The following is a 20,110-nucleotide window of genomic DNA, read 5'->3' on the forward strand; positions in this document are numbered from 1 at the left end:
GTCAGTTGCCTTCCTTGATGGTCACGTTGCTGACGGTGCCGGAGATCTCCAGGACCAGCCGGGCGCCCGGTTTCGCGGTGTTGTAGTCGCTTTGCTGCGTCGTCATGCCGCCGCGGTCCTGGTTGCCGTCGTGGAGGTTGCCCATGGTCATGTCCGCCTGGATGTGCACCGGAACGGTGGCGGGGATGACGACGGTGAGGTTGCTGGCCGTCGCGTCGATCGGAACTACGACGTCGGAGCCCAGGGGCGGATTCAGCGCCAGCTTGGTCAGGTCCGCGGTTCCGGCGCCGCCGGTGATCTCGAAGCCGCCTTGGGCCTGCTGAATGCTCGCCGGCGTCCAGTCGGCGTTCTGGAAGCGGAACCGGTCCCCGTGCGGGACCACGCTGAAGATGGCGCCGATCAGCAGGGCCACGACCGCGAAGAAGCCCAGGATCCCGGAGGTCCGGCCCCGCAGCCCTGCGAACAGGATCCCGAGGCCCAGGATGGCCGCGCCGAAGGCCCAGACCAGCGCGTTGCCGGCATCGCCGAGATCGATCACGTTGGCGGCGTCGAGGGCCTTGATGCCCCCGCCCACCAGGAGGGCGGAGCCGACGGTGATGGCGACCGCCGGAGCGCCCGGGCCAAGGTTGCGCGCGGCCGGTGCGGGCGGTGTGGCGCCGGACCCCGGTCCGTAGCCGCCTGGGGGAACAGGGCCGGGCGGGACGGGGCCGGACGCAATGGGTCCCGACGGCGGAGGCGGACCCCAGTCCGGGCCGGTGCCGGTGACTCGAGAGCTGTCAGCCGGGTCGCCATATGTCCGGCCGCCGCCCTGCGGGAAGCTGCCTGCTGATTGCGGCCCGGCGGCGGTGCGGGGGCTAGCCGCAAAAGCCGCGGCGCCGGCCGGGCTGCCTGCGTCGTAACGCGAAGGCATGCCAGTGGCTCCGTCCCGGATCTTGTTGCGTTGGGTCAGGTAGTAGATGAGGTAGATGGCACCGCCCACCCAGAAGACGGTCCAGACGAAGGCGCCGAAGCCGAAGCGGTCCCAGCCCCAGACCCCGGTGCCCAGGCTGGGGAAACCGATGACCGAGGTGATGAGCGCGCCGGTCATGCCGGCTGTCCACCGCCCTGCGGCGGCCTCCTGGACGTGAATGCGGCCGTCGGGTTCGGGCAGCAACGCCCAGGCCAGGCCGTAGGCGAGAACGCCAATTCCGGCGAAGACGGTCAGGACGATCAGGACGCCGCGGATAATCAGCGGATCGACGCCGAGCCGGTGGGCTATGCCGCTGGCCACGCCGCCGATCCAGCGGTCGCGTCCGCGGTAAATGCCCTGGCTGCGGATCCAGTCGAAGAAATTCTGGGTTTGCCGGCCGGGCAACGGCCCATTCGGATCGCCGGGCGGGTAAAGCCGCGGCGGCTCCGGCGGCGCGCCGCCCGGCCCGGAGAAGGCCGGAGCGGGCTGGCCCGTGCCTGGAAGTTCGGGGTCGGGACGTTCCGTGTGCGGAAGGTCCGTGACGGAACGCTCAGTGTGCGGAAGATCCGTGGCGGGAGGTTCCGGTTCTGGAAGTTCCGATTCTGGAAGTTCGGGGTGGGATCGATCCGTGGCCGGCCGGTCTGCGGAGGCCGGGCCTTCATCGGGGTGCGGAGTGTGCGGGTTCATACTTCGATCCTTCCCGTTCCCGGCGCCGGCCTCTACTGGGGAACACCCTGAACGGTCCCTGAGTGGCCCCCGGTTGGGCCCTCAAACGCGTCCGGGAAACCCCGATCCGTGCTTGGATTGAGGCATGACAACCGCGCCCGCCCGCCCGCCGCTGGTCCGCAGCAGCGACCGCGTGATTGCCGGCGTGTGCGCGGGCCTCGCCAACCACCTGGGCTGGCCGGTGCGCATGGTCAGGATCGGCATGGCAGTGGCTGCGCTCGCCGGCGGGGCCGGGGTGGCCTTCTACGCCTGGCTTTGGATCATGGTCCCCACTGCGGATGAAAACGCCCGGCGCAACGCCCGCCGCCCGGCGTCGCCCATCGCTCCGGCAGTGAGCTTCCCGGACACCCCAGGCGTGGCAAACCTGATGGAGGCTCCCGGCATGCCGGGAGCCCCCGGAACCAGTGGAACGCCAACGACGGCGGCGCCGAGGTCCTGGCGGTCCAAAGTCTCCGGCATGCCCTTCGGCAAGGAGATCCTGCTGGGCGCGGGCCTGTTGCTGGCCGCCGGGATCCTGATCGCCCGGCTCCTGGGGGTCGACGTGCCGCTGGGTACCCTGATCCCGGTCGCGGCGATCCTGGGCGGTGCCGCGATCGCCTGGATGCAACTGGACGAGACCCGCCGGGCGGGGCTCGTGGACAAGACCAAAGCGGACCAGGCCGGCGGCTGGGCCCGCCTCGCGGCCGGGCTCGCCCTCGTCGTGGCCGGCGTGCTGGTCATGGTGTCCGGCTCGGGGTCCTGGGAACAGACCTGGCTCGCCCTCCTGGCCTCGGTGGCCGTGCTCGGCGGCGTGGCCCTGGTGCTTCTGCCATGGGGGCTGAAGTTCTGGCGCGACCTGGAAACAGAGCGCGCGGGGCGGGTCCGCGCCACCGAGCGTGCCGAGATCGCCGCCCACCTCCATGACTCCGTGCTGCAGACCCTCGCCCTGATCCAACGCCGGGCCGGCAACGAGCACGATGTCATCAGGCTGGCCCGCGCGCAGGAGCGCGAGCTGCGTGGCTGGCTGTACCGGGACGCCGACAAGGAATCCGGTCAGCTGTCCGACGGCATCAAGGCCGCCGCAGCCGAGGTCGAGGACGCCCTGGGGAACGCCGTCGAGGTGGTCAGCGTGGGGGACTGCGCCATGACTCAACGCCACGAGGCCCTCGTCCAGGCATCCCGAGAGGCCATGCTGAACGCCGCCCGGCACGGCGGCGGCGCCGTGTCCGTCTACCTGGAAGTCACCGACGCCGCCGCGGAAGTTTTCGTCAAGGACAGGGGCCCGGGCTTCGATCCGGATTCCGTTCCCCCGGACCGGCTCGGCGTCAGGGAATCGATCATCGGCCGGATGAACCGCCACGGCGGCACCGCCGCGATCACCAGCAGCCCGGACGGCACCGAAGTGCGGCTTCGGCTGCCCGTCGCCGCCGCCTCTGCCGGAACTGCCTCGGCCGCCGCCAACAACGCCAACGGAGAGGCCAAACCGTGACCAGCCCAACATCAGGAAACCCTGTGCAAGGAAACCCCGCACCGATTCGCGTGGTGATCGTGGACGACCACGCCATCTTCCGCTCCGGGTTGAAGGCGGACCTGGACCCGGACATCGTCGTCGCGGGGGAGGCCGGAACGGTGGAGGAGGCAATCGCCGTCATCGCAGTCCAACGCCCCGACGTCGTGCTCCTTGACGTCCATCTTCCCGGCGGCCGGGGTGGCGGCGGACGCGAGGTCCTGGCCGGCTCGGCGCCCCTGCTGGGCACCACGCGGTTCCTGGCGCTGAGCGTCTCCGACGCGGCAGAAGATGTGGTGTCCGTGATCCGGGCCGGCGCGCGCGGCTATGTCACCAAGACCATTTCCGGCGCGGAGATCAGCGGCGCTGTCCGCCGCGTGGCAGGCGGCGACGCCGTCTTCTCACCCCGGCTGGCGGGCTTCGTCCTGGACGCGTTCGGCACGGCCCCCGCGGACATCGCCGACGACGAGCTCGACAAACTCTCGGCGCGGGAGCTCGAAGTGATGCGCCTTATCGCCCGCGGCTACAGCTATAAGGAGGTGGCCAAAGAACTGTTCATCTCGATCAAGACCGTTGAAACCCACGTCTCGGCCGTGCTGCGCAAGCTCCAGCTCTCCAGCCGCCACGAGCTGACCCGCTGGGCCGCCGAGCGCCGCCTGCTTTAACCCAAGGATGCGCTATCACTTAGGGTCCTTATCGCACTGGAATAAGGACCCGAAGTGATAGCGCATCGGGGTTTGTGACGTGTTAGTTCGCCTTGCCGAGGAAGTCCTGCAGGCGGGCGACGCCCGTGGCCAGGTCGTCGTCGCCGAGTGCATAGGACAGGCGCAGGTAGCCGGACGGGCCGAACGCCTCGCCGGGAACCACGGCCACCTCGACCTCGTCAAGGATCAGCGCCGCGAGTTCGGCAGAGGTGGCCGGCCGCGCCGGGCCGTTCGCAGACGGGAACTCCTTGCCCAGCAGCGCGCGGACGTCCGCGTACACGTAGAACGCGCCCTTCGGCGTCGGGCAGTCAACGCCGTCAATCGCGTTCAGGCCCGCGACGATCGCCTTGCGGCGGCGGTCAAATGCCACCTTCATCTCATCGACGGCGGTCAGCGGCCCGGACACGGCCGCGAGGGCGGCGACCTGGGGGATGTTGGAGACGTTCGACGTCGCGTGCGACTGAAGGTTGGTGGCGGCCTTGATGACGTCCGCGGGCCCGATCATCCAGCCCACACGCCAGCCGGTCATGGCATAGGTCTTCGCCACGCCGTTGAGGATAACCACCTTGTCGCCGAGCTCGGGCACCGCGGTGGCGATCGAGGTGAACGGCACGCCGTCGTAGGTCAGGTGTTCGTAGATCTCGTCGGTGACAACCCACAGGCCCTTGGACGCTGCCCACTGGCCGATCTCCTTGACCTGCTCCGGCGAGTACACGGCGCCGGTGGGGTTGGAAGGGGAGACGAAGAGCAGGATCTTGGTGCGCTCGGTGAGGGCCGCTTCCAGCTGGTCCACGGTGACCAGGTAGCCCTGCTCCGGGCCCGCGAACACCTCTACCGGCACGCCGCCGCCCAGCCGGATGGCCTCCGGGTATGTGGTCCAAAACGGGGTCGGAACAATGACCTCGTCGCCCGGATCCAGCAGGGTGGCGAAGGTGTTGTAGACGGCCTGCTTGCCGCCGTTGGTCACCAGCACCTGGGACGCCGCCGCCTGGTAGCCGGAATCCCGGAAGGTCTTGTCCGCGATGGCCTGCTTCAGTTCGGGGAGCCCGCCGGCGGGGGAGTAGCGGTGGTATTTCGGCTGGCTGGCGGCCTCGATGGCGGCCTGCACAATGTAGCCGGGGGTCGGGAAGTCGGGTTCCCCGGCTCCGAAGCCAATAACCGGACGACCGGCTGCCTTCAGCGCCTTCGCCTTGGCATCGACGGCCAGAGTGGCGGATTCGGCTATGGCGGAAATGCGCTGGGAAATGCGGGCAGCAGACATGGGCGGGTCCGTTCTTCGCTGGCAGCTGGAAGGCTGGATATGGGATTCGACGAAATCTACTCTATGCTGTTCAGCGGATCCCCCGGGGTGCCTGAACCCGAATGTGACTGACGGCTGTCAGTTGGTTTTCGCAGGCACGCAGGGGTCCGAAGAGGGCCGGTTCGACGTAGACGCAGTTGTTGCGTAGACTGGTTCTCCGGTGTTGAAAACACGATGATGGCCTGCGCCTCAGGGAAGCCTGTGGGACGCATCGGCCGGAGCGGTTTTTCTCCCCGAAGGGTAGTGGCGCAATTGGTAGCGCAGCGGTCTCCAAAACCGCAGGTTGCAGGTTCGAGTCCTGTCTGCCCTGCGCATGCTGTTCCGGATTATCCGGAACCAGCGCAGCAACCATGGTTCAGTTCAGAGCCGGGTATCCGATCATTGCGAGGATGAGTGAGGACCAGGTGACCGAAACAGCTGCCAGCAGCTCCAAAGGCCGCCCCGCCAAGAATGCCGCCAAGCCCGGCTTCTTCGCTCGTATCGCGATCTTCATCCGCCAGGTCATTGGCGAACTGAAGAAGGTCGTCGCACCGACCCGTAAAGAACTGATCAACTACACACTCGTGGTACTGGTGTTCGTGACCATCATGATGGTGATCGTCACCTTGCTGGACCTGGCCTTTGGGACCGCGGTCAGCTGGGTCTTCGGCGGCAGCGGCCCCACGGACAGCTAAGGCGACCGGTCCGCAGACTGCGTGGATGCCCCGGGAAACCGGAGATTCCGCGGGGTGTGCGGAATTGAGTCATTTAAATAGGCATGTTAGGCAATGAGGAAGCAGGAGACCAAGTGTCTGAGCAGGAGCTCGAGGTAACTGAGACTGAGCTGGATAAGAGCCAGGACGCCGCGGTGGAAGCCGCGGAAGAGTCCGAGGCTGTGTCTGCTGCGCCCGAATCCGACGTCACTGACGAGGCCGTAGCCACGGAAGCAGAAGCGGCAGACGACGCAGAGGCAGCAGTTGCAGCCGACGCAGAGGCCGACGACACCGACGCTGATGAGGCTGACGCCGACGTGCTAGCAGCGGCGGCCGCCAAGGCCGACGTCGACCCCGCGGACGAGTTCAAAGCCAAGCTGCGCCGCCAGGAGGGTGACTGGTACGTCATTCACTCCTACGCAGGCTACGAGAACCGCGTCAAGGCCAACCTTGAGACCCGCATCCAGACCCTGGACATGGAAGATTACATCTTCGAAATCCAGGTTCCGATGGAGGAAGTCGTTGAGATCAAGAACGCCCAGCGCAAGGTCATCAACCGTGTCCGCATCCCCGGTTATGTCCTGGTCCGCATGGACCTGACCGACGCTTCCTGGGGTGCCGTCCGCCACACCCCCGGTGTCACCGGCTTCGTGGGCAACGCCCACAACCCGGTCCCGCTGCGCCTCGATGAGGTCTTCTCCATGCTCGCGCCGGTCTTCGAAGAAGAGCAGGCCGAGAAGGGCAAGCCGGTCAAGCACGCCGCCGCCCAGGTCGACGTCGACTTCGAGGTTGGCGAGTCGGTCATCGTCAAGGAAGGCCCGTTCGAGACCCTCCCCGCCACGATCTCCGAGATCAAGATCGATTCCCAGACCCTCGTGGTGCTGGTATCCATCTTCGAGCGCGAGACTCCGGTCACCCTGGCGTTCAACCAGGTCAGCAAGATCTAGCTTTTCCCTAAGAATTCGCCCCGGGCTGCCCGCTTAGCAGCCACGGAGCGGCCGGCCGCCTTGCCATGGCGGCCACCAACCTGAGGCACGCTCCTGTGCCCCAGGACGTATTTGAGAGAAGGACCTACATTGGCTCCCAAGAAGAAGGTCACCGGCCTCATCAAGCTGCAGATCCAGGCAGGTGCCGCTAACCCGGCCCCGCCGATCGGTCCTGCGCTCGGCCAGCACGGTGTCAACATCATGGAATTCTGCAAGGCGTACAACGCTGCGACGGAAGCCCAGCGCGGCAACGTTATCCCCGTGGAAATCACGGTCTACGAGGACCGTTCCTTCACGTTCATCACCAAGACCCCGCCGGCTGCAGAGCTCATCAAAAAGGCTGCAGGCGTCGCCAAGGGTTCGGCTACCCCGCACACCGTCAAGGTTGCCAAGCTGACCCAGGCCCAGGTCAACGAGATCGCCACCACCAAGATGGAAGACCTCAACGCCACCAGCCTCGAAGGCGCAGCGAAGATCATCGCCGGCACCGCCCGCTCCATGGGTATCACCGTCGAGGGTTAATTCCCCACCGCTGATGCGCCGGGATCGGGAAACCGGTCACGACGCCGTCAGCACCGCCGGCCAGCCGGCACCACCTAAACAATGAAGAGCGGAATTCCGGAACGGATACACCAGCCGGAATGCCGCCTGTGGCAGGGCCCAGCGCGGTCCGCAGACCACAACTGCACAAGGAGAAATAAGCAGCATGGCAAAGCGCAGCAAAGCATATGAGGCAGCCGCGGCCAAGATCGACGCGGAGAAGTTCTACGCGCCGTTCGAGGCAGTGACGCTCGCCAAGGACACCAACCCGTCCAAGTTCGACGCCACCGTTGAGGTCGCTTTCCGCCTCGGCGTTGACCCGCGTAAGGCCGACCAGATGGTCCGCGGCACCGTCAACCTGCCGCACGGCACCGGTAAGGTCGCCCGCGTCCTCGTCTTCGCAACGGGCGACAAGGCTGAGGCCGCAATCGCGGCCGGCGCCGACTTCGTTGGTTCCGATGACCTGATCGAAAAGATCGCCGGCGGCTGGACCGACTTCGACGCCGCCGTCGCCACCCCTGACCTCATGGGCAAGGTTGGCCGCCTCGGTAAGGTCCTGGGTCCGCGTAACCTGATGCCGAACCCGAAGACCGGCACCGTGACCGCTGACGTCGCCAAGGCCGTCAACGACATCAAGGGCGGCAAGATCGACTTCCGCGTCGACAAGCACTCGAACCTGCACTTCATCATCGGCAAGGTTTCGTTCGACGCCATCAAGCTGGCCGAGAACTACGCAGCCGCACTGGAAGAGGTCCTCCGCCTCAAGCCGTCCGCTTCCAAGGGCCGCTACATCCAGAAGGCCACCGTGGCCACCACGTTCGGCCCGGGCATCTCGGTTGACCCCAACGTCACCAAGGTCCTGACCGAGGTCTAGTCCTCACCGGATCCACGGAACTGCGGCTTCGCTGACGTCGCCGGTTCCAGCCAAAGGCCGTCCCGCAACTGCGGGGCGGCCTTTTGCCGTCCTGCGCCGGGACCCCGTGGCGTGCGAAACGTTTGGCATCCGGGACCCTTGGTGCCGCCGGACTTGCCGGTTAGGCTGTCCCGGTGACTACGCCGTCGTACCTCATCGAGGAACTCTCCCTGCCCGCCAGCCTTGATGCTGCCGACACCGATGCCGCTGATACGGCAGAGTTCCTCGAATTCATGGAACTCTGTGATGAGCTCATCCTGCAGACTTGGGGCAACCTGGACCGGGCATCGTCCGCGGCGGCCCGCCTGCAGTACTGGCGGGACACGGCGTACACCCGGCTGCGGCTCTTCTTCGTCCGCGTCGACGGACGCATGGCGGCCAACTCCTGGGTCCGCTGTGAACTGCAGGAGAATCTGGGCAGTGCGCTGCTGCACGTGAGCGTCCTGGATGCCTTCGCCGGGCGGGGGATCGGCCGGGCACTGCTGGAGCACGCCGAGGCGCTGGCCGCCGCCGACGGGAGGACCATCCTGCAGACCTTCACCGAGCACCCGGCCGATTTCGACGTCGATGGCACCAACCTCATCAAGCCCGCCACGGGGACCGGAGCGCTGCCCGCCGGCGCGCCGGGCGTCCGCTTCGCCGGAAAAGCCGGCTACCGCCTGGAGCAGGTCGAACGGTTCAGTTCGCTCGACGTCCCGCCCGCCGCGGACCTCGACGCCCTGGAACGGGACGCCCTGGCCCGCGCGGGGGACTATGAGCTGCTGCACTGGACCGACTCCTGCCCGGAGGAACATGCCGCCCAGCTCGCGGTGCTCATGTCCCGCATGAGCACCGACGCCCCCTCCGGTGCGCTGAGTTACGAGCCGGAAATCTGGGACGTCGCCCGGGTCCGCCACGTCGAGGACACCTGGCGGCGCGCCGGCCAGTCCTCCCTCGTGGTGGCGGCACGGCACCGGGCCAGCGGCGAACTGGCCGCCTATACCGTCCTGCAGACAACAGCCGACAAGCCCTGGCTGGCCAACCAGGACGATACCCTCGTCGCTGTGGGCCACCGCGGCCACCGGCTTGGCATGCTCATCAAGATCCGCAACCTGCGCCTGCTGCGGGAGTCCCACCCAGCGGTCCGGCGCGTCCTGACGTACAACGCCGCCGAAAACGACCATATGCTCGGCATCAACATCGCGCTGGGCTTCAAGCCGGCGGGCTACGACGGCGAATGGCAGCGGACCGCTGCCGCCGCGGACGCAGCCACCGGCAATGAGATCCGGAACTGACCAGGCGCCGGCTGGGGCGGAAGCCGCCGGGCGCAGACTGGAGCGGAAACTGCCCTGCGTCACCAATGGAACAGCGGCCCAAACCAGCATATGCTGGCGGTTGAAAGCCCGGTTTGAGCCGGGCCGTACCGATGGTGGGTGGCACAACGGCTGGGAAGATGCCCTCTATGGCAAACGATGTACGGATTGAGCAGCTGTGGATCCCCGATTCCCTTGACGCGCCCGATGCCGCCGACTTTCTCGCCGCCATCGAGGTGGGGCGCAGGGTCCGGATGCAGACCTGGGGCACCGACGACCTCGCCTACGCGCCGCAGGAAAAGCTGCTTGAGATGGCGGACCCCTACGAACGCCAGGTGATCCTCGTCGCCAAGATCGACGGCGTGATTGTCGGGACGGCGGACATCGCCCTGCCGCTCGTGGACAACCTCGATCTCGCCGAATTCACCCTCGACATCCTGCCGGAATTCCGGCGCCAGGGCGTGGGGAGGCAGCTGCTGGCGGCCGCCGAACATTTCGCCCGGGACGAGGGCCGCCACACGATCCTGATCGACACCAACCACCCGGGATCAACCCTGACGGACCCGGAGGCCGAACAGCTCGTGCCCGGCAGCGGTGTCGGGTTCGTCCCGCTGGGCAGCCGTGACGTGGAATTTGCCCGCCACACCGGCTACACCCTGCAGCACATCGAGCAGTTCAGCTCCTGTGCGTTGCCGCTGGACACCAAGCTCGTCGCCGACCTGGAGGCCGAGGCCGAGGAAGCCAATGCCGGCCGCTACCGTCTGCACCACTGGACGGACCGGTGCCCTGACCAGTGGCTCGAGGCCGTCGCCGCGCTGGAAAACCAGGCAGGCGAGGACGAAGTGCCGGGGCCGGATGCCCAGGAAATGGTGTTCGACGGCGGCATCCTCCGGGAAGCGGAGGAAGTCACCATAGCCCAGGGCCGCCGGACGGTGGTCACTGCCGTCGAGCACATCGCCAGCGGAACGCTCGTGGGCCTGACCACCATCAGTGTCCTGGCCCTGCGCCCGGACGTCGTCTTCCAGGACGACACGGTAGTGCTGCAGGAACACCGCGGCAACAAGCTCGGGCTGCTGATCAAGGTCGCCAACATGGAACGGCTCAGCGAACAGTTCCCGGACGCCCGGGTCCTGTACACGTGGAACGCCCCGGAGAACCGCTACCTCCTGAAGGTCAACCAGCAGCTGGGCTTCACGACAGCGGGCGTGACGGGTCTCTGGCAAAAAGAACTCCCCAACTTCGGACCGGCTGTCAGCTGAGGGCTGTTCACCCAGCACTGCCCGCCGGGCCCGATTTGGAACACGCGCGCCGTGTCCCGTAAGCTTGGAGGACCAAAGACCGTCGGTTGTTGGAAATCCACTCTCCCAAGCAAGACTCACTTCTGCAGTCGCGCCGGGAGAGCGCAGTGGATTTCCGGACGAAGGACCCTGAACATAGGGCGGCCGGCGCAGGTGAACGAAGCAAAGCTCCGCGGTCATGGACCGCGTCGAGACAAGCCCCGTGCATCTGCGCGGGGCGTTTTTTAGTTTTTAGCTCTTTTGAGCGGGGACCCGGACATACCGGCACTATCCCCGGAAGGAGGGTTATGGCAACGCCTAGCAAGGTTTCAGCAGTAGCTGAGATCACTAACGATTTCAAGGAATCGAACGCCGCTGTCCTGACCGAATACCGCGGGCTCACCGTTGCACAGCTCAAGCAGCTGCGTGTCTCTCTCGGCCAGGAAACCAAGTTCTCGGTCGTCAAGAACACCCTGACCGCCATTGCAGCCAAGGAAGCTGGTGTCGAAGCATTCGACGGTCAGCTCGCCGGCCCCACTGCAATCGCGTTCATCAAGGGTGACGCAGTTGCAGCTGCCAAGAGCCTGACGGATTTTGCCAAGGCCAACAAGCAGCTGGTCATCAAGACCGGTTACTTCGAGGGCAAGGCACTGAACGCCAGCGAAGTTGCTGCCCTGGCAGCACTCGAGTCCCGTGAGCTGCAGCTCGCCAAGGTTGCAGGGATCCTCAAGGCTCCTGCTGCCGCCGCTGTACGCATCATCGACGCACTGCGCCTCAAGCTTGAAGAAGAGAACGGTGCACCGGCAGCAGCCGAAGCACCCGCCGCTGAAGAAGCTCCCGCAGCAGATGCAGCAGCCGAGGCCGAAGCACCGGCCGAAGCCGCAGCCCCCGAAGAGAACTAGTCCTCTTCTCCATAAGACTCCGGTGCGACAGCGAGCCTCAGGGCCGCCGCGCACCACTATAGGAAGGACGCCACACCATGGCGAAGCTCACCAACGAAGAGCTCATTGAAGCTTTCAAGGAACTGACCATCATCGAGCTCTCCGAGTTCGTCAAGCTCTTCGAAGAGACCTTCGAAGTTACTGCTGCTGCCGTTGCCGTTGCCGGCCCCGCCGCTGCTGCAGAAGAAGCTGAAGAGAAGACTGACTTCGACGTCATCCTCGAAGCTGCTGGCGACAAGAAGATCGCAGTGATCAAGGAAGTTCGCGCCATCACCTCCCTGGGCCTCAAGGAAGCCAAGGACCTGGTTGACAGCGCACCCAAGGCTGTTCTCGAAGGCGCCACCAAGGAAGCTGCCGAGAAGGCAAAGGCTCAGCTCGAAGAAGCTGGCGCCCGCGTTACCCTCAAGTAACACCCGCCGTCCGGATCCATCGCGGTCCGCACTGCTCAAAGGAAACCCCGTCCACTCAGTGGGCGGGGTTTCCTGCGTTCCCGGACCGGAATCCACGCTGGCTGGAGCGCTCCCGTCGCCCGGGATGAACGGCGTCCAAGGATTTGGCAAAGTTTTTCTGATACCCCTGTCGCAGTTGTAAAGCCGCCCCTAGACTGTGGATTTGTGCCCACCGGCCCCCTACGTTCAGGAGTTCACCCACCATGCCGAACCCACACGATGCACCCTCCCGCCGCGCGATGCTCACAGCCGCCCTCGTCGGCGGCAGCGCTGCCGCAGCCGCACTGGCGGGAGCCCCCGCAGCCCAAGCCGCTGGCGAACGGGCGGCCACGGGCGGGCCGGACGGCAAGGAGCACTTCACGCTGACAGTGCTCGGCACCACAGATCTGCACAACAACGTCTTCAACTGGGACTACTTCAAGAACGTGCCCTATGCCGACGCCGTCGGGAACAAGATCGGGATTGCCCAGGCTGCCACCCTGATCAACGCAATGCGGGCCGAGCGCGGAGCGGCGAACACCTTGACTATCGACGCCGGGGACACCATCCAGGGCACGCCCCTGGCCTACTACTTCGCCAAAATCCAGCCCATCTCGGCCACCGTGAAACACCCCATGGCGCTGGCCATGAACGCGATCGGCTATGACGCCGCGGGGCTGGGAAACCACGAGTTCAACTACGGCATTCCACTGCTGCGCACCTGGGAGAAGCAGCTGGACTTTCCGCTCCTGGGCGCCAACGTGCACGACGCCGTCTCGGGCCAGCGCGCCTTCACGCCGTACGTCCTGAAGCGGGTCAAGACGGACAACGGCTGGGTGACGGTGGGCCTGGTCGGGTTCGTGACGCCCGGCTGCGCCCTCTGGGACCGCGACAACGTCGAAGGCAGGCTCGATTTCAACGGCATCGTCGAAGAGGCCAAAGCTGTCATTCCGCAGGTGAAGGCCGCCGGCGCGGACATCGTCATTGTCACGAGCCATTCCGGGGCGACGCCGGGGTCTTCTTACGGCGACGCCCTGCCGTTCCCGGAGAACGCCTCCACCCAGCTGGCGGAGGAAGTGCCCGGCATTGACGCCATCCTGGTCGGGCACGCCCACCTGGAGATCCCCGAGCGCTTCGTCACCAACAAGGCCACCGGCAAGCAGGTGCTCCTGACCGAGCCGCTCAAGTGGGGCATGCGGGTATCTGTCATGGACCTCGAGCTCGCCAAGGTGCAGGGGCGGTGGACCGTCACGTCGGCGCATTCGCACTTGCTGGACGCCAAGACGGTGAACCCGGATCCCGCCGTCGTCCGGGCCGTGCAGGCCGGGCATGAGGCCACGGTGAACTACGTCAATGAGGTCATCGGAACCTCCACGGCACCGCTCAGCACGGCCACCGCCTGCTGGGAGGACTCCGCAGCGATCGACGCCATCAACTACGTCCAGGCGAGCACCATCAAGGCTGAGCTGGCCAACGGTCCCGCGGCCGGGCTGCCCGTACTGTCCATTGCCGCGGCCTTCTCCCGCGCCGTTGATGTCAAGGCCGGGGCGCTCACCATCCGCGACGTCGCAGGGCTGTACATCTTCGACAACACGCTGCTCTCCGTCAAGGTCACTGGCGCGCAGGTCAAGGCATACCTGGAGTGGTCCGCCCAATACTTCAAACCGGTGACCGCTGCCACAGCCAGGGCCCAGGACGTCACCAATGCCGTGACCGCCACGGCACCGAACGGCACGCCGGACTACAACTACGACGTTGTCTACGGCCTGGACGCGCCGCTGAACTACGAGATCGACCTCGCCCGGCCGGCAGGGGACCGGATCGTCAAGCTGACCTACGGTGGCGAGCCGCTGCGGCTCGAGCAGGAATTCGCGCTGGCCATCAACAACTACCGGCAGAGCGGGGGCGGCAACTTCCCGGCCGTGAAGAGCGCGCCCGTGCTGTCCAACAGCCAGCAGGAGATCCGGCAGCGCATCATCGACTACGTCGTGGACCGCGGGACCTTGGACGTCGCCGTGTTCAGCCAGGCCAACTGGCGCCTCACCGTCAACGGGGCGCCCCTCTCGGTTACGGCCTGACGCCCGGTCAAACAGCAACGCGGGGTCACTTCCGGCCCATCCCGGCGGTCGGGATGGGCTCCAAGTGACCCCGCGTTGTTGTTAACCCGGGCGCGCTAGTTGGGTTCAGTGATGTCGGCGACGACGGCGCCCAGCGCCGCCGTCAGGGCATCCGCGTCCACGAACGCGCTGTAGCCATGTTCCCCTGCGCCCATGGAGATCCGCCGGCCCGTGATGGTCTGGTCGGCGTAGACGGGCCAGGGGCGGATGCTGCCGAGCGGCGTGATGGTCCCGCGCTCGTACCCGGTGGCCTCGAAAGCCGTATCCGCCGCCGGCAGCGAGAGCTTGTTGACGCCCAGCAGCGCCCGCAGCTTGGGCCAGGAAATCTGCCGGTCTCCGGGGACCAGCGCGAACAGGAAACTGCCGTCCTTGTGCTTGACCACGAGCGACTTCACGATATCGGCGGGCCGGATCCCGAGGATACCGGCCGCCTCCTCAAGGCTGCGGGCGGCGAGGCGTTCGACGATCTCCACGTCCAGCCCCCGCGCCGCGGCGTCGGCGAGGAACCGTTCGCGGCCGCTGGTTGTTTTCTGCTCTGGCATCGCGTCAAACCTTCCTGACTCCTGGCGGCTGTTTCCGGTCCGCCCGGCCGCCCTGTGGTCCGGGCCCGCCCGGCCCGCCGGTTACCGGTCTTAGTCGCGGTACAGCAGCAGCGCTTCGCCTTGGCCGCCGCCGCCGCACAGGGACACGGCCGCCTTGCCGGTACCCCGGCGCTTGAGTTCGTGGGCCGCGTGCAGGGCCAGCCGGGCCCCGGAGGCCCCGATCGGGTGGCCCAGGGCGATGGCCCCGCCATGGATGTTGCACTGCTCCAGCGGATAGTTGAGGTCCTTCAGGGACTGCACCGCGACGGAACCGAAAGCCTCGTTGATTTCGATGAAGTCGAGGTCCGCGGCGGACCAGCCGGCTTTGTCCAGGGCGTTCTTGATGGCGTTCGACGGCTGGGAATGCAGCGAGTTGTCCGGACCGGCGACCTGGCCCGGCTTGCCGACCACCGCGAGATACTCGAGGCCGTTGTCCTCGGCGAACTTCCGGCTGCTCAGCACCAGGGCGGCAGCGCCGTCGGACAGGGGAGAGGAGTTGCCGGCGGTGATGGTTCCGTCAGTGACGAACGCCGCGCGCAGGCCGGACAGCGACTCGACGGTCGTGTCGGGCCGGATGCCCTCGTCGGAGGTGACGGCGATCGGATCGCCCTTGCGCTGCTTGACGCTCATCGGGGCGATCTCGCCGTCGAAGACGCCGTCCTTCGCGGCCCGGGCGGCACGCTGGTGCGACTGGGCCGCCACCTCGTCCTGGGAGGCCCGGTCAATGCCGAGGGTCAGGTTCTTGCTCTCGGTCGACAGTCCCATGGACTGCCCGTCGAAGGCGTCGGTCAGGCCGTCGTGCGCGGCCACGTCCAGGGCCTGGACCGTTCCGTACGCCCAGCCCTGCCGGGAACCGGGCAGCACGTGAGGTGCGCGGGTCATGGACTCCTGGCCGCCGGCGACCACCACCGTGGCGTCCCCGCTGCGGATCATCCGGGCGGCGTCGATCACGGCGGTGAGGCCCGAGAGGCAGACCTTGTTGATGGTCACCGTCGGCACGTTCCAGCCGATGCCGGCGCCGATGGCGCTCTGGCGCGCAGGGTTCTGGCCCGCGCCGGCCTGCAGGACCTGGCCGATGATCACGCTGTCCACCTGGTCGGCCTTGACGCCGCTGGCGGCCAGGGCCGCGCGGATGGCGTGGGTGCCGAGCTCGACGGCGGTGAAGCTGGCCAGCTGCCCGTTCAGGCGCCCCTGGGGGGTGCGGGCTGCGGCGAGAATGACAACATCGTTGTTGTCTGCAGGATTGCTCATGGTGTTTTCTTCCGATCTTCTTTCGACTTATGTCTACGTTATCGTGAGCCCCGTCACCTATCCATTCGGCAGGGCGGACACGGTCGCCGCCAGGAGTCAGTGGAAATTCCGCCAAACTTCGTGCTTGCAATCCCGCCGGAAGTGGGGTAGACAAGTAGGTTGCTTTGCCGTATCGTAGATATTTGCGTCTTCCCTGTTTACCTTCAGCCTTCATATAGCGGTGGGCTTAGCCTGACAGCTGTTCCATCAATGTGCCGTCTACCACGTGCACCAGCTATGGACAGCGCGGGTCCCGGGTCATATAGCGGAACCGGACTGGTAGCGCTGCGGAGTCATTCTGCAGAGTGCATAACGGGGGAGATCTGACAACGCCTGAAGGTCTGTGGAAGGATCCCTCTTGGTCGCCTCGAGCACCTCTAATGTAAACAACGCTACCGCTATCAATGCCGACAGCACCGACGGTGCAACCCGCCGGCTCTCATTCGCAAAGATTCACGAACCCCTTGATGTTCCGAATCTGCTCGCCCTGCAAACCGACAGCTTTGACTGGCTGGTCGGGAACGAACGCTGGCAGGCGCGCGTTGCGAAGGCCGTCGAAGAAGGCGACCTCAGCGTCGCCACCTCCTCGGGTCTGTCCGACATCTTCGAAGAGATCTCCCCGATCGAAGACTTCCAGGGCACCATGTCCCTGAGCTTCTCCGAGCCGGAGTTCGCTGACCCCAAATACACCATGGCTGAGTGCAAGGACCGGGACGCAACGTACTCGGCTCCGCTGTACGTCAAGGCCGAGTTCATGAACAACAACACGGGCGAAATCAAGCAGCAGACCGTGTTCATGGGTGACTTCCCGCTGATGACCGAGAAGGGCACCTTCGTCGTCAACGGCACCGAGCGTGTCGTCGTCTCCCAGCTGGTCCGCTCGCCGGGCGCCTACTTTGAGCGCACCGCCGACAAGACCAGCGACAAGGACATCTTCACCGCGAAGATCATCCCCTCCCGCGGCGCCTGGTTCGAGCTCGAAATCGACAAGCGCGACCAGGTCGGCGTCCGTCTTGACCGCAAGCGCAAGCAGTCCGTCACCGTGCTGCTGAAGGCCCTCGGCTGGACCGAAGGCCAGATCCTCGAGGAATTCGGCCAGTACGACTCCATGCGCGCCACGCTGGAGAAGGACGCCACCGAGACCCGCGAAGACGCGTTGCTGGACATCTACCGGAAGCTGCGACCGGGCGAGCCGCCCACGGTTGAGGCTGCCCAGTCCCTGCTGGACAACCTGTACTTCAACTCCAAGCGCTACGATCTGGCCAAGGTCGGCCGTTACAAGATCAACCGCAAGCTTGGCATCGACCGCTCCCTTGGCGACAAGGAAGCTTCGGTCCTGCACGTTGAAGACATCGTGGCCATGATCAAGTTCCTGGTTGCGCTGCACGCCGGCGAGAAGACCCTCATGGGCAAGCGCGACGGCCAGGACCACGAGCTCCGCGTCGAGATCGATGACATCGACCACTTCGGCAACCGCCGCATCCGCGCCGTCGGCGAGCTCATCGAGAACCAGGTCCGCACCGGCCTGTCCCGCATGGAGCGCGTTGTCCGCGAACGCATGACGACCCAGGACGTCGAGGCCATCACGCCGCAGACCCTGATCAACATCCGTCCCGTCGTGGCAGCCATCAAGGAGTTCTTCGGAACTTCCCAGCTGTCCCAGTTCATGGACCAGAACAACCCGCTCTCGGGTCTGACCCACAAGCGCCGCCTGTCCGCGCTTGGCCCGGGTGGTCTGTCCCGTGACCGTGCCGGCATGGAAGTTCGTGACGTGCACCCGTCCCACTACGGACGTATGTGCCCCATCGAAACTCCTGAAGGCCCGAACATTGGTCTGATCGGTTCGCTGGCTTCCTACGGACGCATCAACCCGTTCGGTTTCATCGAAACCCCGTACCGCCTTGTCGCCGAGGGTGTCGTCTCCGATGAGGTCAAGTACCTCACGGCCGACGACGAAGCCGAGGTCCTGATCGCACAGGCCAACGCACCGCTCGACGAGAACAAGCGTTTCGCGGAAGAGACCGTCCTGGTCCGTGCCCGCGGTGGTGGAGGCGAGCCTGTGCTGGTTCCCGCCGCCGACGTCGAGTTCATGGACGTTTCCCCGCGCCAGATGGTGTCCGTGGCTACCGCCCTGATCCCGTTCCTCGAGCATGACGATGCCAACCGTGCACTCATGGGTGCCAACATGCAGCGCCAGGCCGTGCCGCTGGTCCGTTCCGAGGCACCGTTCGTCGGTACCGGCATGGAGCGCGCCGCAGCCGTCGACGCCGGTGACGTTGTCATCGCCAAGAAGGCCGGTGTGGTTACCGAGGTCTCCGCTGAGCTGGTCATCATGCTCAACGACGACGGTACGGAAACCAACTACCGCATCAACAAGTTCGCCCGTTCCAACCAGGGCAACTGCTACAACCACCGTGTCCTGGTAAGCGAAGGCCAGCGCCTGGAGGTCGGCGGCATCATCGCTGACGGCCCGGCAACGGACCAGGGCGAGCTCGCCCTCGGTAAGAACCTGCTCGTGGCATTCATGTCATGGGAAGGCCACAACTTCGAGGATGCCATCATCCTCTCCCAGCGCATCGTGGCCGAGGACGTCCTGTCCTCGATCCACATCGAGGAGCACGAGATCGATGCCCGCGACACCAAGCTTGGTGCCGAGGAAATCACCCGTGACATCCCGAACGTGTCTGAGGAAGTCCTGGCAGGCCTGGACGAGCGCGGCATCATCCACATCGGTGCCGAGGTTGAGGCCGGCGACATCCTGGTCGGTAAGGTCACCCCCAAGGGCGAGACCGAGCTGACCCCGGAAGAGCGCCTGCTGCGCGCCATCTTCGGTGAGAAGTCCCGCGAAGTGCGCGACACCTCCCTGAAGGTGCCGCACGGCGAGTCCGGCACCGTGATCGGTGTCCGCGTCTTCGACCGCGACAACGACGACGAGCTGCCCCCGGGCGTCAACCAGCTGGTGCGCGTCTACGTCGCTGCCAAGCGCAAGATCACCGACGGCGACAAGCTCGCCGGCCGCCACGGCAACAAGGGTGTTATCTCCAAGATCCTTCCGATCGAGGACATGCCCTTCCTTGCCGACGGCACCCCCGTTGATATCGTCCTGAACCCGCTGGGTGTTCCGGGCCGCATGAACGTCGGCCAGGTGCTGGAAACGCACCTCGGCTGGGTTGCCAAGACCGGCTGGAAGATCGAGGGCGAGCCCGAGTGGGTCAAGCAGCTGCCGAACCTGCCGCGCGAGAGTGGCCAGACCACTGTGGCGACGCCGGTCTTCGACGGTGCGCGTGAAGAGGAAATCACGGGCCTGCTCGATTCCACCAACGTCACCCGCGACGGCGACCGCCTGATCAACTCTTCCGGCAAGACCCGTCTGTTCGACGGCCGCTCCGGCGAGCCGTTCCCGGATCCGATCTCGGTCGGCTACATGTACATCCTGAAGCTCCACCACCTGGTGGACGACAAGATCCACGCCCGCTCCACCGGCCCGTACTCCATGATCACGCAGCAGCCGCTGGGTGGTAAGGCACAGTTCGGTGGCCAGCGCTTCGGTGAAATGGAAGTGTGGGCGCTCGAAGCTTACGGCGCCGCGTACACGCTCCAGGAACTGCTGACGATCAAGTCGGATGATATCCACGGTCGTGTGAAGGTCTACGAAGCCATCGTCAAGGGCGAGAACATCCCCGAGCCGGGCGTTCCTGAGTCCTTCAAGGTCTTGATCAAGGAAATGCAGTCGCTGTGCCTGAACGTGGAAGTGCTTTCCACGGACGGAACCACAATTGAAATGCGTGACTCTGATGACGCAGTCTTCACGGCTGCGGAAGAACTGGGCATCGATCTGTCTCGTGCAGAGCCCAGTTCCGTAGAAGAGGTTTAGCAGGGGGTTTACGA

The 20,110-nt window shown here is 65.9% G+C and carries 16 protein-coding genes and 1 tRNA gene; 13 read left to right on the forward strand and 4 right to left on the reverse strand.

Translation table 11 applies throughout. The features are described from left to right. Nucleotide 1 precedes the first annotated feature (1 nt). Nucleotides 2-1,636 carry a PspC domain-containing protein gene (locus AC1D1A_RS03975; protein WP_476947184.1) on the reverse strand — a complete coding sequence of 545 codons (1,635 nt, stop codon included), beginning with the start codon at nucleotides 1,634-1,636 and terminating at the stop codon, nucleotides 2-4. Nucleotides 1,637-1,760: 124 nt separating this feature from the next. Between AC1D1A_RS03975 and AC1D1A_RS03980 the strand changes: the two genes are divergently transcribed. Together AC1D1A_RS03980 and AC1D1A_RS03985 are read left to right on the forward strand one after the other, a co-directional pair. Next, nucleotides 1,761-3,143, forward strand: coding sequence for an ATP-binding protein (locus tag AC1D1A_RS03980; protein ID WP_476947185.1), 1,383 nt, complete (start codon nucleotides 1,761-1,763; stop codon nucleotides 3,141-3,143). A gap of 23 nt (nucleotides 3,144-3,166) precedes the next feature. Next, nucleotides 3,167-3,826 carry a LuxR C-terminal-related transcriptional regulator gene (locus AC1D1A_RS03985; protein ID WP_223913807.1) on the forward strand — a complete coding sequence of 220 codons (660 nt, stop codon included), beginning with the start codon at nucleotides 3,167-3,169 and terminating at the stop codon, nucleotides 3,824-3,826. An 82-nt stretch (nucleotides 3,827-3,908) separates the two neighbouring features. Here AC1D1A_RS03985 and AC1D1A_RS03990 read toward each other — a convergent pair whose 3' ends face one another. Next, the gene (locus AC1D1A_RS03990; protein WP_476858998.1) at nucleotides 3,909-5,126 is read right to left on the reverse strand and encodes a pyridoxal phosphate-dependent aminotransferase; all 1,218 of its coding nucleotides are present in this window, start codon (nucleotides 5,124-5,126) and stop codon (nucleotides 3,909-3,911) included. 276 nt (nucleotides 5,127-5,402) lie between these two features. Here AC1D1A_RS03990 and AC1D1A_RS03995 point away from each other — a divergent pair. From AC1D1A_RS03995 to AC1D1A_RS04040, 10 genes are all read left to right on the forward strand, one after another. Beyond that, a tRNA-Trp gene (locus tag AC1D1A_RS03995) sits at nucleotides 5,403-5,475 on the forward strand. A 79-nt stretch (nucleotides 5,476-5,554) separates the two neighbouring features. Further along, nucleotides 5,555-5,839: a preprotein translocase subunit SecE gene (gene secE / locus AC1D1A_RS04000; RefSeq protein WP_028276538.1), complete on the forward strand. Its 285-nt coding sequence runs from the start codon at nucleotides 5,555-5,557 to the stop codon at nucleotides 5,837-5,839. Nucleotides 5,840-5,952: 113 nt separating this feature from the next. After that, nucleotides 5,953-6,804: a transcription termination/antitermination protein NusG gene (gene nusG, locus AC1D1A_RS04005; protein WP_476947186.1), complete on the forward strand. Its 852-nt coding sequence runs from the start codon at nucleotides 5,953-5,955 to the stop codon at nucleotides 6,802-6,804. Nucleotides 6,805-6,933: 129 nt separating this feature from the next. Next, nucleotides 6,934-7,365, forward strand: a complete 432-nt coding sequence (gene rplK / locus AC1D1A_RS04010; protein WP_018773647.1) for a 50S ribosomal protein L11 — start codon at nucleotides 6,934-6,936, stop codon at nucleotides 7,363-7,365. A 184-nt stretch (nucleotides 7,366-7,549) separates the two neighbouring features. Next, nucleotides 7,550-8,257 carry a 50S ribosomal protein L1 gene (gene rplA, locus AC1D1A_RS04015; protein WP_018773648.1) on the forward strand — a complete coding sequence of 236 codons (708 nt, stop codon included), beginning with the start codon at nucleotides 7,550-7,552 and terminating at the stop codon, nucleotides 8,255-8,257. Nucleotides 8,258-8,430: 173 nt separating this feature from the next. Continuing rightward, nucleotides 8,431-9,570: a GNAT family N-acetyltransferase gene (locus tag AC1D1A_RS04020; RefSeq protein ID WP_476947187.1), complete on the forward strand. Its 1,140-nt coding sequence runs from the start codon at nucleotides 8,431-8,433 to the stop codon at nucleotides 9,568-9,570. Nucleotides 9,571-9,737: 167 nt separating this feature from the next. Then, nucleotides 9,738-10,847 (forward strand): GNAT family N-acetyltransferase, encoded by a 1,110-nt coding sequence (locus AC1D1A_RS04025; RefSeq protein ID WP_028276541.1) that lies wholly within the window; start codon nucleotides 9,738-9,740, stop codon nucleotides 10,845-10,847. Between the two features lie 326 nt (nucleotides 10,848-11,173). Beyond that, nucleotides 11,174-11,767, forward strand: coding sequence for a 50S ribosomal protein L10 (rplJ, locus tag AC1D1A_RS04030; RefSeq protein WP_028276542.1), 594 nt, complete (start codon nucleotides 11,174-11,176; stop codon nucleotides 11,765-11,767). Between the two features lie 77 nt (nucleotides 11,768-11,844). Further along, nucleotides 11,845-12,216, forward strand: coding sequence for a 50S ribosomal protein L7/L12 (gene rplL, locus AC1D1A_RS04035; RefSeq protein ID WP_028276543.1), 372 nt, complete (start codon nucleotides 11,845-11,847; stop codon nucleotides 12,214-12,216). 242 nt (nucleotides 12,217-12,458) lie between these two features. After that, a complete protein-coding gene (locus tag AC1D1A_RS04040) occupies nucleotides 12,459-14,312 on the forward strand; it encodes a bifunctional metallophosphatase/5'-nucleotidase (RefSeq protein WP_476947188.1) in 1,854 nt (617 codons plus the stop codon). A 95-nt stretch (nucleotides 14,313-14,407) separates the two neighbouring features. On the opposite strand, the gene AC1D1A_RS04045 is transcribed toward AC1D1A_RS04040, so the two are convergent. Then, nucleotides 14,408-14,893: an aminoacyl-tRNA deacylase gene (locus tag AC1D1A_RS04045; RefSeq protein ID WP_223913811.1), complete on the reverse strand. Its 486-nt coding sequence runs from the start codon at nucleotides 14,891-14,893 to the stop codon at nucleotides 14,408-14,410. Between the two features lie 90 nt (nucleotides 14,894-14,983). After that, a complete protein-coding gene (locus AC1D1A_RS04050; protein ID WP_476872994.1) occupies nucleotides 14,984-16,183 on the reverse strand; it encodes an acetyl-CoA C-acetyltransferase in 1,200 nt (399 codons plus the stop codon). A 397-nt stretch (nucleotides 16,184-16,580) separates the two neighbouring features. Here AC1D1A_RS04050 and rpoB point away from each other — a divergent pair, with 397 nt between their 5' ends. Further along, the gene (gene rpoB, locus AC1D1A_RS04055) at nucleotides 16,581-20,096 is read left to right on the forward strand and encodes a DNA-directed RNA polymerase subunit beta (RefSeq protein WP_028275121.1); all 3,516 of its coding nucleotides are present in this window, start codon (nucleotides 16,581-16,583) and stop codon (nucleotides 20,094-20,096) included. Nucleotides 20,097-20,110: the final 14 nt, after the last annotated feature.

It is taken from the genome of Arthrobacter sp. P1_B9, assembly GCF_056406495.1.